This is a genomic window from Candidatus Protochlamydia amoebophila UWE25 (genome assembly GCF_000011565.2).
Lineage (GTDB): Bacteria > Chlamydiota > Chlamydiia > Chlamydiales > Parachlamydiaceae > Protochlamydia > Protochlamydia amoebophila.
In genome coordinates, this window is the sequence record NC_005861.2 from 2,065,820 (window position 1) to 2,077,941 (window position 12,122).

Annotated in this window: 12 protein-coding genes; 8 read left to right on the plus strand and 4 right to left on the minus strand. The window is 32.7% G+C overall.

Features of this window, described 5'->3' with window-relative positions:
• Positions 1-123: 123 nt before the first annotated feature.
• Positions 124-372, minus strand: a complete 249-nt coding sequence (locus tag PC_RS08155) for a hypothetical protein (RefSeq protein WP_044045215.1) — start codon at positions 370-372, stop codon at positions 124-126.
• A gap of 400 nt (positions 373-772) precedes the next feature.
• Between PC_RS08155 and PC_RS08160 the strand changes: the two genes are divergently transcribed.
• The 5 genes from PC_RS08160 (at position 773) to PC_RS08180 (ending at position 5,673) form a co-directional block, all read left to right on the plus strand.
• Positions 773-2,137, plus strand: a complete 1,365-nt coding sequence (locus PC_RS08160; RefSeq protein ID WP_044045216.1) for a helix-turn-helix domain-containing protein — start codon at positions 773-775, stop codon at positions 2,135-2,137.
• A 173-nt stretch (positions 2,138-2,310) separates the two neighbouring features.
• Entirely contained in the window at positions 2,311-3,435 is a 1,125-nt protein-coding gene (dnaN, locus tag PC_RS08165; RefSeq protein WP_044045217.1) for a DNA polymerase III subunit beta, read from the plus strand.
• Between the two features lie 8 nt (positions 3,436-3,443).
• Positions 3,444-4,523 carry a DNA replication/repair protein RecF gene (gene recF, locus PC_RS08170; RefSeq protein ID WP_011176251.1) on the plus strand — a complete coding sequence of 360 codons (1,080 nt, stop codon included), beginning with the start codon at positions 3,444-3,446 and terminating at the stop codon, positions 4,521-4,523.
• Positions 4,524-4,699: 176 nt separating this feature from the next.
• Positions 4,700-5,161: an SsrA-binding protein SmpB gene (gene smpB, locus PC_RS08175; protein ID WP_011176252.1), complete on the plus strand. Its 462-nt coding sequence runs from the start codon at positions 4,700-4,702 to the stop codon at positions 5,159-5,161.
• Between the two features lie 89 nt (positions 5,162-5,250).
• A complete protein-coding gene (locus tag PC_RS08180) occupies positions 5,251-5,673 on the plus strand; it encodes a 23S rRNA (pseudouridine(1915)-N(3))-methyltransferase RlmH (protein WP_011176253.1) in 423 nt (140 codons plus the stop codon).
• 750 nt (positions 5,674-6,423) lie between these two features.
• Here the strand turns inward: PC_RS08180 and PC_RS08185 are convergent.
• The gene (locus tag PC_RS08185) at positions 6,424-6,915 is read right to left on the minus strand and encodes a hypothetical protein (protein ID WP_044045218.1); all 492 of its coding nucleotides are present in this window, start codon (positions 6,913-6,915) and stop codon (positions 6,424-6,426) included.
• 543 nt (positions 6,916-7,458) lie between these two features.
• On the opposite strand from PC_RS08185, the gene PC_RS08190 reads away from it, so the two are divergent.
• Both PC_RS08190 and acpS read left to right on the plus strand, forming a co-directional pair.
• Entirely contained in the window at positions 7,459-8,553 is a 1,095-nt protein-coding gene (locus PC_RS08190) for a PIN/TRAM domain-containing protein (protein ID WP_011176255.1), read from the plus strand.
• A 142-nt stretch (positions 8,554-8,695) separates the two neighbouring features.
• Positions 8,696-9,064, plus strand: a complete 369-nt coding sequence (gene acpS / locus PC_RS08195; RefSeq protein ID WP_011176256.1) for a holo-ACP synthase — start codon at positions 8,696-8,698, stop codon at positions 9,062-9,064.
• A 68-nt stretch (positions 9,065-9,132) separates the two neighbouring features.
• Here acpS and PC_RS08200 read toward each other — a convergent pair whose 3' ends face one another.
• Together PC_RS08200 and trxB are read right to left on the minus strand one after the other, a co-directional pair.
• Positions 9,133-9,954 carry a hypothetical protein gene (locus PC_RS08200; RefSeq protein ID WP_011176257.1) on the minus strand — a complete coding sequence of 274 codons (822 nt, stop codon included), beginning with the start codon at positions 9,952-9,954 and terminating at the stop codon, positions 9,133-9,135.
• Positions 9,954-10,904, minus strand: coding sequence for a thioredoxin-disulfide reductase (trxB, locus tag PC_RS08205; protein ID WP_011176258.1), 951 nt, complete (start codon positions 10,902-10,904; stop codon positions 9,954-9,956). The genes PC_RS08200 and trxB overlap by 1 nt, the downstream gene beginning before the upstream one ends.
• A gap of 300 nt (positions 10,905-11,204) precedes the next feature.
• On the opposite strand from trxB, the gene PC_RS08210 reads away from it, so the two are divergent.
• Positions 11,205-11,702: a hypothetical protein gene (locus tag PC_RS08210; RefSeq protein WP_011176259.1), complete on the plus strand. Its 498-nt coding sequence runs from the start codon at positions 11,205-11,207 to the stop codon at positions 11,700-11,702.
• The last annotated feature ends 420 nt before the right edge of the window (positions 11,703-12,122 follow it).

Consider the following 12,122-nt stretch of genomic DNA (forward strand, 5'->3'; position numbering starts at 1 on the left):
AAAAATATTGAGTAAAGAGAAGCTCTAAGTTACAGGCTCAACAAAGTCTGTAATTATTTATTCTTTGAAAGGTATGGTTAAGCCATACTCGCAGTTTAAGTAACAATTTTTCGTCGATTTAGATTAACTAGAGTGACGATGACTTAAAACTTCTAAAAGGGATTCATAACCTTTAGTAAATTTCTGGCGAAAAACACGTTGATCTGCATAAATATGAGAACGTAAGTTTTTTGCATACACTTCAAAAGGTTCCCATTCTGATTGATGAGATTCTTCTAAACTATCTAAAATAAACTCTGCCAATTGATCAATTTCGTCGTATTGCCTCTTGGAAGAAACAGGTTTTTGATTATCGTAATTTGGAGGATTCATTTTTGTTCTCATTTATTTCATTTAAGCTATTTAAAAACAGAAATAAAGCCCCTTGCCTTACTTCACTTTTTCCCTAAGATCGCATTCTTTTCATACATTCATGCAATCTTAATATTAGTCTCACCCTATTTCAAAAAAAATTTTTTGCTTAATTTTATTATTATTTCATCTATAAATTAAAAACAAAATTCAATGCAATTATTTTTTTTATTTATTTTTTAAACCTTTATAATTTGATTAAAAATCCTTAATAGCGATAAAGTATACGTAATATGCAATTTATTTTTTGTTCCATCTTTTCAAATCAATAATTTCAATCAATAATCTTGTGATTCATGGGAATGAAATTTTTAAACATCCCCCGAAACTTCAGTAATTTTTTGTTAAAATAGGTGTGCCAATGAATATGCCTCCAATAGGGCGTAAAACTAAAATTGTGTTAAGTGATTATCCTTACAAAAGAGATATCGAAAATCGTTTATTACTTTCACATTTAAGTATTCTAGAAGTCAAAATCTTGCAAGAAATCCTTCACTCTTCCCTGAAGATCTCTATTAAAGAGTTAGCAGAAGAATTAGAAATTTCTTCACCTATACTGATTTCGCACCTAGATAAACTTAGTGCAACGAAATTGTTCAAACGAAATGAGTTGACTTTAATTGTTGATAAAGAAGTACGAAAGTATTTTGAAATTCAATTAGAGAAATTTGAAGAAGATTTTGAACCTAATCTAGAATTTTTGCAAAGCCTTCTTAATAAAGTTCCTATTCACGTTCTTCCTGTTTGGTATGCTATTCCTAGAAGTTCAGATCATATCTTTTCTTCTATTATTGAAAAATATTTTCAAACACCCAAAATGTATCGAGAATATTTAGGAGATCTTCAATTTGAAGATCCTATTTTAAAAGAAATAATGAAAGATGTTTACGAAGCGCCAGATTTTACTATAACTGCAGTCGCTCTTATTGATAAATATAAGCTCTCTAGAGAAAAATTCGAAGAGAACCTTTTACTACTCGAATACTACTTTGTATGTTGTTTAAGATATAAAAAAGTTGGTGAATACTGGGAAGAAATTGTTACTCCTTTTCATGAATACCATGAATACCTTCTCGTTAAAGCTCAGAATACGCCAAAAGCAATCGCTGATAAGTCAACAATTCAACATACACTTTCTACAGAATTTGGATATATCAGAGAAGTTGAAGCTATTCTTTCTAATTGTAAAAGTAAAAAAGAACTACATCTTCTATCAATGAATTATTTATCTAATTCAACAGAATTTAAATCATTAATTGATAAACTCGTTTATTTTGGTTTCCTAAAAAAAATTCAAGATATGATGGTTGCAACTGAAAAAGGAATGCTATGGTTAAAAAGACCTCCCATTGCGCAAATGACTTCACTTGCTTGGGATTGGTTAAGCGAACCTTTCGAAGCAGACGATTTATCAATTTATTGGAATCCACGTAATTTTCGTTTAATTGAAAAATATCTCAAGCAATTCAAATATCATGATTGGGTTTATTTGGAAGATTTCATTAAAAGTTTTATGGGCCCTATGGGAGATCGCGGACCTATCAATCTTGTTAACAAAGGAAAAAAATGGAAATATGCTCTTCCCGTTTACCAATCGGAAGAGCTTAATTTTATTCGGGAAGTGATTACCAAAACTCTTTTCCAACTAGGGATTGTTTCAACAGGAATACATCAAAATCAAGTCTGTTTTACTGTCACTGCATTTGGACATCAGTTTATCCACTAAAAACTAACCACCATTAACTTTTTGCGTATGTAGCTAACAAAAAATTTAATTTTGAAATTAGCACATACGTAAATTGCGCTATTAGGATGGAAGGGAAAAAGATCCTTGACACAGAGCAAGTAATCTCGTATCTTCAGTCACCAAACTTATCAGAAATAAAGAGGATTGAGATTATGAAATTTGTTATCTCCACTCAAGAACTTAACTATCTCATTAGCAAAATCCTAAATGTTGTTGCTCAAAAACCGACAATTCCTATTCTATCTAATTTTCTTATCGAAGCTTATAATGATGAATTAATTTTAACTGCTACTGACTTGACAGTGGGCATTCACTGCCACACTGAAGCTAAAATTCTCGAAGAAGGATCTACGACACTTCCAGCTAAGCGTCTTTCTCAATTAGTTCGAGAATTAACAGCAGTCAATGTAGAGATCTCTACTAATACCAATGAAATTACAACCATTATCGCTGGTAGCTCACGTTTCAAATTAAATGGCATGAGTAAAACAGACTATCCATCACTCCCTGATCTTTCTCAATCTCATACATTTGAGATGAAACAAAGTGAATTAAAAGATTTGCTTTATCGTACCTCTTTTGCTGTTTCAAAAGAAGATAATCGCTATGTGTTAACCGGTGTCTTTATACAAATTGCTAATGGAAGTATCACTTTCATTGGAACAGACGGAAAGCGATTAGCTCGAGCAAAAGGCGTAATAGATAATGATCCCTCTTTCAGCGGGCAAGCCATTATTCCAATTAAAGCTGTGGACGAAATTCTTAAAAATTTAACAGATGAGGGGGAAGTTAAAATTTCATTAATGGCAGATAAAGTGGCTATTGAAGCCAATCAAATGCGAATTTTAACCAAGCTCCTGTCGGGTGATTATCCTGATGTCAACCGAGTGATTCCAGAAAAATCAGAAATTATTGTCACCCTTCATCGAGAAGAGTTGTCAAGCTTGCTTCGACAAATTTCTCTTTTTACAGCAGACCATAATCACTCGGTTCGATTTACTTTTATTCCGGGAGAATTGAAACTAACAGCAAACACAATGGACATTGGAGAAGGTAATGTCAGCATGCCCGTCAATTATGATGGTCCGAAGCTCGAAATAGCCTTTAATCCAGGTTTTTTTATTGATATCTTAAGACATTGCAAAGGAGAAACAGTCATCATGGGACTCACAGATGCCTACAATCCTGGTATTATTACAGACAGCGCAGAATTAGCGAATTCATTAGACGCTTCTCCTCTTTTTGTAATTATGCCGATGCGCTTGTCAGAAGATTAAATAGAATTATGACCCTTCGCTCTCTGTACTTGCAACATTTTCGCAATTATGAAGAAGCTTATTTGGAATTTAGTCCTCAATTCAATTTAATTTGTGGGCCCAATGCTAAAGGTAAAACAACTCTTTTAGAAGCTATCCATTGCTTAATGATTGGGCGTTCTTTTAGAACTTCTCATTATCCTGATTTAATTCAGCAACAATTTGAATCTTTTTTCTTAGAAGCTCAATTTTACAAACATGGAATCGAGCAAACACTTAAATTTGGCTTTCATACTACCGATCGTAAAATCATTTATAACAGTACCCCTTTAGCCACACTATCAAATTTGTTAGGCCTCATTCCAGGGGTTATCATCACTCCTGATGATGTTCAATTAGTTAAAGGTTCCCCTCAGCTAAGACGTCAATTTTTAGATATTCAAATTGCACAAGTCGACCCTCTTTATGTTCACCATTTAAATCGTTATGGGCGAGCTCTCAAGCAACGCAATCATCTCCTTAAAATGAAACAACAAATATCGATTGATAGCTGGGAACAAGAAATGACACATTCAGCAGCTTATTTAATTCAACAAAGGTACCAAACAATTACTCATTTACAAAACCTTGCTCAAAAATATTATCATTTATTGTCGGGGGAAAATGATCTTTTAACGCTTGAATATCGATCGATCGCAAATAGCAATTTGTCAATCGATGAAATTAAAAAGCTTCTTGTTAAACAACTCTGCAAAAATAGGCAAAGAGAGATGCAGATTGGCTATACCTTAAGTGGCCCTCATAAAGATGACTTATTTGTCGCGATTGGAGGGCGAGATATTCGTTATTTTGCAAGTGAAGGACAACAAAGGAGCTGCGTGAATGCTTTGCATTTCGCAGAGTGGAATCGATTACATCAAAGAGGAGATGGCGATTTCCCTTTATTTATGATTGATGATATAGGAATGAGTTTAGATTCAAATAGAAAAGACAGATTGGTTGAACAATTGCAATCTGTTGGACAGGTTTTTTTAACCACAACTGACCCTAAATTTCTCGATCATATAGATGCCGATAAAAAAATTTTTACCCTCCCTTTTTATAACTAAATATCAGAAATAACATTCGGTTTAATTCGTTAACAATGGCTGAACTTAAAAGAATAGCTTACTATCAAAAAAATCGTGTGACTTATATCTTTAATTCTTTAAAATTTACTTCTATATTTAACTTTGCTTATGCAGAAACGACTATAACTTCATTTAACACCCGATGATTAACTAATATGAAAGATAAACACAGTGACCTGGTTTCAAACCGACGGGCCACTCATGATTATGAAATTTTAGAAACATTTGAAACCGGTATTGTTTTACAAGGAACAGAAATTAAATCTATTCGAGATCATGGAGCAACTTTGCAAGATGCCTATGTAAAAGTAATTCACAATGAACTTTGGCTTATTGGATGTAACATTGCTCATTATCGTTTTGGCAATATTCATAACCATGAAGAAAAAAGAGATCGCAAACTGCTCATGCACAAAAGAGAGATCAAAAAATGTAAAGGAGCCATACAAGAAAAAGGCCTTGCATTAATCCCCTTAGCTTTATATCTCAAACAGGGGCGCATTAAAGTTCGCATAGCTATTGCAAAAGGAAAAAAATCTTTCGATAAACGTGCCGATCTTAAAGAACGAGATGATAAACGTCAAATGCAACAAGCCCTTAAACAACAACAGTACTAAACTAAATTTGGTTTGTATTTATCTGGAATTTTTTTTTATTTTTTAGGAAATATAGGAAAAATGAATTCAACGCCAAACAATGGAAGTTTATGCTCAAACTACGAATTTTATCCGTAGGAAAAACAAAAGAAAAATGGCTAGAAGATGCTTTTAATGAATATCAAAAAAGACTGAAAGCAAATTTACAAATCGAATGTCTGTGGGCTAAAGATTCTTACCAACTGCTTGAATGGACTCAAAAAGAATCTCTGATCATTTGTTTAGATCCTACTGGACGTTTATTGACAAGCGAAGCATTTGCTACTTTTTTCAGTAAATGTTGGGAACAAGGAGGATCACGATTGACAATTGTGATAGGCGGTGCAGAGGGTTTACCTTTAGAGTTGAAACAACATTCCATACTCATTAGTCTATCTCTTTTAACATTTACCCATCAAATTACTCGCCTTATTTTAATTGAGCAAATTTATCGAGCCACAGAGATTCTTAAAAATTCACAATATCATAAATAATTATAAAGAAATTGAATCATTTATAATGATTCTTTAGTTTTTATTAAAATTTAAAACTTTTGATGTTAAATTTATTTTTAAAAATCAATTAAAATAATTATGTTAATATTTTTTTAATTGTTATTTTTTATCAAAAACAATTCAACAATTTTCTAACCTTCGACAAAATCCAAGGTAGGTAGAAAAGCTAATAGCTATTCAAAAACTTGTCTTAAATAAGAAGATTTAACAAAGGAAGTTTCAAATATTATTGTTAAAGCTGCCAATCCGAATTGGCAGAGGGAAGGAGTTGTAGAAAAATTCCCAAATAGCTGGCCATGAAGTATTTAAAATGTGCCAGCATCATTTAAAATACCTAAAAAAAATTTATCAATATTGAGAATTTATTTTAACACGTGCCGGCAATCTCACAAATGTCTATGGAATTATTCATACGATTAGCTCCGATTGTTGAACGGAGAAACAAGGAAATGAAATAGTATAAAATGCTTTAAATGTCGCTTTACTAGCAACGACAAGCTTTTTTTACTATTTCATTTTTTTATAGCAGAGGTAACTATTAATATTCAGTTCGAGCTTGTAAGTTCGATTTGTTTTTTTTAAATCATATTCGTCCCACTTATCGACAAACGTTAAAAAATTTAAATAGTTATCAGGTTTGAGACAAAACGCCACAAATATTTTATGGCGCATTTATTAGTCTATTTGACGATGATTGAACAGATGAGAGAAAATTTTTTCTATTTAAATTCAAGAAATCTTGTGGCTGCGAATAGCGAATGCTTTTCTAAAATATAGCATTCCTCCTTGGATTAGTGCAGATCCGATAATAATATCAACAGCTCCTCTTATATCCATTGGAGTGTATTTCATTAAAAAACCTAAAAAAATCATCGAACCTAAAAGCAAGTAATACTTTTTTGTATAGATTTGTTTAATACTAACAGGATTAGGAAGCAAAAGAATTCGATTCACGCTGTTTTGCACTGTTTTCGCAAAAACAAATCGCCCTTTAATAAATCCAATCCATAAAGAAATTGCTATCAAAAATAAGACTGCTTGATCAGCCCCTCCTACCCATTTCATCAAAGGATCTAAAAGTGGGCGATTTATAACCCCTAAATTCTCTTTTAAAATAGACTCTACCACAAAATTTAATCCTAAAGGAAGAAGCACGCAGCCGACGATTAACCAAACCAGCCCTGATACTACAACCATTGTTGTATGAGTGACTTTTAACATAATACCTCTCAAAAAATTGTAAACAAATGTAAATTAAGCCGATTATTTTTTTGACAAGATTTATAAATGATCTAAAGCGAGATGTCCATCTAATTCCTGCTTAACCAGTACATCATTTCTTATTGTGAAGTAACAAATTTTGTTAAGATTTTCAAAGAAACAGCCTCTAAAAAGCATCCTCAAATCAACAATATTTTTTTTATCAAGTATTTCCTTCAATCACATAAGTTTTATAATTGATGTACATTAAAAGAAGATTTAGTTAAGATTGTGTTATGTTTACGTTAAAAGAACCAGGCTTTTGAAAGTAGGGTTTTCTAAATTTATACCATAAACTTAGCTCCCGTTTATAGTTAATTACACATAAATTCACACAAGCATTAATTTTAACCAGGAAATTCGTTTTATATCACCTAAATCACTGTATTGGAGATCATAAAAAGATACAAAACTATTGTTTGCAAGCATTCGTTTCTAGCCAAATTTCCCTTAATTTAATGATATTATACAAAAAATTCAAATACATAGGATATAATTAAAAATATGAGTATTTCTCTCTCTTTTATCCGAATTTTATTCCTCACTATATGCTTACTATTTTCTACAACTTTTGCTATTCAAAATCTTGAGGGAGGATTTAATCTAATCAATACAGCTGTTGGCATGCTTGGTGGAATAGGTATCGCAGGAATTTTAATTGCCTTAGATTTTATTTTTAATCGCTTTAACCTCAGATCTTTTAATACGTCTATTTTAGGCTTGTTTTTTGGCTATTTAATGGCACAAGCAATTTTGTTTCTTTTCACTGGAATGATGAATATTGACTCTACCGAAGCATTTTTACTACCGACACGTTTTCTTGTTTATCTTTTCTGCTGTTATGTGGGAATGACAATGACAGCAAGAGCCTCTGAAGAAATCCATGTTAGCATCCCCTTTATTGAGTTTAAAGCTCTTAGTCATAAGAAAAAAGACGTTCTTGTGGATATATCGGTTTTAATGGATCCTCGCATCATTGATCTTGCCTCTTCGGGGTTGTTAGATCATCAACTCATTGTTCCTCGTTTTGCGATTAAGGATTTATATACTCAAGCTGAGAGCACGGAAGAAAATGTCAAAGCAAGAGCTCGTCGATCACTTGAAGTAATTAAAAAATTAGAAAGCCTGCCAGATTTAGATCTTCGTTATGTCGATACAGATTTTGTCGAAATTAAAGATCCGATGACAAAACTTATTCATTTAGCCAGATTTTTAGATACCAACATCATCACCTCTGATCTTAATCGCATCCAACAATCTTCAGTTGAAGGCGTTCGAATTATTAATATTCATATGTTGTCTAACGCTTTAAAACCCATTACTCAAGCAGGCGAAGTCATCAACATTAAAATTCAAAGATATGGAAAAGAAGCTCGTCAAGGTGTTGGTTACCTTGAAGACGGAACAATGGTAGTTGTTAACGGCGGAGCAGAATTCATTGGAGAAACAATCAAAGGACATGTTTTGTCTGTTAAACACACTACTTCCGGTCGTATGATTTTCTGTAACGCATCAGAAGAAGCCAATTTAATGATGGAACAAGATTTTTCACCTTCCCTTGCTGAATTAGAAAGCCATAAAAGTTATTTAACTTACTAATATAGTTTGAGGCTAGAATTAAAAAAAATCTTTGAAGGGATTAGCTTCTAAAAATAGTAACCTTTTTTTATTTAAGTTGATCTCTTCATACGTCAAATGAAACGCTGGTTTTATCAAACAAAAACCTTACCCCATTGTTAACATGACTTTAGGAATTGGCAACGATATTATTGAGATTGAGCGAATACAAGCAAATATTAAAAAGTATGGACAACGCTTTTTAAATCGAGTTTTTACCAAAAATGAACAAATATATTGTTTAAATCGTAAAATGCCCGCTCTACATCTTGCCGGTCGATTTGCCGCTAAAGAAGCGGTGGTCAAAGCTTTGGGGACAGGTTTTAGCCAAGGTATTTCTTGGCTAGACGTCGAAATCCTCAATGATGCAAATGGAAAACCTTACGTTTCTATTTCTCCTCTTTTAACTCAGTTATTTGCTTCCCCTAAACTTCTTATCTCGATTAGTCACTGCCATCATTACGCAACAGCATTTGCTGTTTGGTCTTCTTAATTGATCCCGAATTTCATTCTTCGGGTCTTTTTATTTATCTGAAAAAGACAAAATTACACGTAAAGGGTTTACAATCCAAAAGGGTAAAAGAACGTCAATTGAATTTGATTTGCTTTTGATGGAAAATTTTGGGAATAAACACGTTTTGCATATTCTACAGACAAATTTCCTACAAAATCAATAAGATAAGTGTATCGCAGTCCTAAATCAATAGATTGATGATCAATAGAGCCATATCCATGAAAATGACGTAAATTTAAGGAGCGCCTCCCAAAACCACAAAGAGTTCGCGAGAAAATTTCAAATTCGTGATAAAGTCTAATTCTTTGAGCAAAAGCAATCTTTAAACGAATCCAAGCAGAATCATTTAGTGCACTCCCAAGCCCTACTTTAGCCCATAGCCTAGAAGACCACTGATCTTTTTCTGCCCATTCTTTACCCATAGAAATAAACAACTCCCCTTCGTTTTTGCCATGATGAAAAGAACTTGGATCTCGCAGACTCCAGGGAAACGCATGAACAAGGTTGATTCCTAAGGTTAATGTCACAGGATCTCCAATTACATCATCCAAAAAGATATAACGTCCGTTAAATTCTAAGTGATCGATACTACCCGCCTGTTTATTTGTTCGGGCAGCCATAGCTCCTAAATTTAAAGATAGCTGAGGAGTGGCGGCAAGTGCTAATTGAGTATAAAGAAAAATATCGCGAGAAAGGTAAGGTTTTGAGTTAGATTTACACGATAAATCTTTGTAGCATTGAAATTGAAGAGAAGAGGTCCATTCAAATTCAAGATAATTGCCTATCCAAGGCTGATCTTCATAAGCCCAGCCTAGAATTGGTAATAAATAAACACAAAATAACCATTTCCAAATTTTTCTGAAAAACATTAATTGTCTAATCCTTTTTCAGCGAGCCATCTTTCAGCATCCAAGGCTGCCATACAACCACTACCTGCAGCAGTAATAGCTTGCCGATATTCAAAATCTTGAACATCTCCTGCTGCAAATACGCCTTTAATGCTTGTTTGGGTTCCTTTGAAAACTTTTAAGTAACCATTCGAATGTAATTCCAATTGATTTTTTAAAAACTCAGTATTTGGATTATGTCCAATCGCGAAAAAAAGTCCTGCTGCTTCATATTCTTTTTCCTGTCCTGTTTTGACATTTCTAATCACAAGATTTTTTACGATTTGGTCTCCCTTTACTTGAATAACTTCTGAATTCCAAATCATTTCAATTTTAGGGTTATTAAAGGCTCTTTCCTGCATGATTTTAGAAGCTCGTAATGTATCTCTTCGATGAACAATAAAAACACGACTTCCAAACTTTGTCAAAAATGTGGCTTCTTCAATGGCTGAATCTCCTCCACCTATGACAAATAAAGGGCGATTGCGAAAAATAGGAGCCGCCCCATCACAGACAGCACAAGCTGTCACACCTTTTTGCCAAAATTCATCATCACCTGCGCCTGGAATGGGTAAACGTTTTGCTGTAGCTCCAGTAGAGACAATAACAGAACTAGCTTGATAATGCGATTTCTTACCTTTAATAATAAAAGGGTAAACTTGAAAATCAACAGAGTCTACATCCTCACTAATTATAGTTGTTCCAAAACGAATGGCCTGTTGTCGAAAACGATCGACTAGCTCGGGTCCTGTAATTCCATCAGGAAAGCCAGGAAAATTTTCTACCTCAGTTGTTGTCATCAATTGACCCCCTGCAGCGCCTGTAAAAAATCCTTCAAATAAAATAGGCTCTAAGTTAGCTCGAGCAGCATAAATAGCAGCTGTATATCCTGCGGGCCCAGATCCAATAATAATTAGCTTTGCTTTTTCCATTTTCTTTCCTAACCAATTTAAATTTTATATTTACTGATTCATATCCGTATCATAAAGGAGAAAAAAAGAGAATATTATTATCAATTAATATCTCTTAAAAACTCGAATGGGGAGAAGTTTATTTTTAAAAATTTAGTTTATCTCACAGCAATTCAAAGAGCAAGCAATATAAACAACAACAAACTTTTTCAATTAATTTTATAATAAATTAATAAATTAATACTAAAATTATAATTAAAAAACATAAATAAATGAAATAAAACTAATTTTTTAAAAAACAAAAAAAAGGTGAAGTTTAATATGAATGTTTATGTAAGTACTGGAACTGTTATTAATCATCAATTCAATTATCGTGTTGATATGATTTATTCAAAATTACGGACTCACACGAATATCATAACTTCTTCATTATCTAATACTTTAAAAAAGATCGAGATATTTATTAGAAATAATTTGCATAATATTTTATTTCTAAGCGCTTCTTGTGCAACGGCTTATTTTTCACCTTCTTTATTTATAATGGGCGCAGTATTAGCCATTGTCTTGCGATTTGAAGTAAGATATTTATTTAACGAATATATCAAGAAAGAACATAACCCCTACTTAGATGGCACAAAATTCGGCCCAAATTATGTCAATAACACTAGTTTGCTTATTGCAACAGTAGCTGCTATAGATTCAATCGCCTTAGGAACATTTTTTACTACTAATTACATCGGGGTTAGTTTATTTCCATTTGCTGGTGGTTTAGCAGCCGGTAATATTTTAGCCCAAAAGGGAATAGATTTACTTGTCTAATCCTATCTAATTATCTGGCTAAGCTTATTATTCTTTAAAAAATAAGCTTAGTCTTTTTGCTTTTGATAAAATTTACTTTTCAAGAATAAATTTGCTCCGTTATTTTAGTGCTCATTATTCTATGATCTGATTTCTTTTAATTAACCCGCAATCACCCAATTTTATGATCAAAGGCACAATAGCAAAGCTGGCCTATTAATTCAAAACTCTTTATAAGAGAACGAGCTATTTGGTTTTTTGGTTTTTATTTCTTGATGAATCCATAAATTGATCATGTAAAGTTTATACCTTGAAGCAAAAGAATTTAAAAAAAATACTCATTTTCTCTATCCAGGGATAAGTAGCAAAGAAATTTTCGGGCAAAAAAGATCAATTTCACCATCAAGAATTTTAATAACGAAATGCGAACATCATAAAACA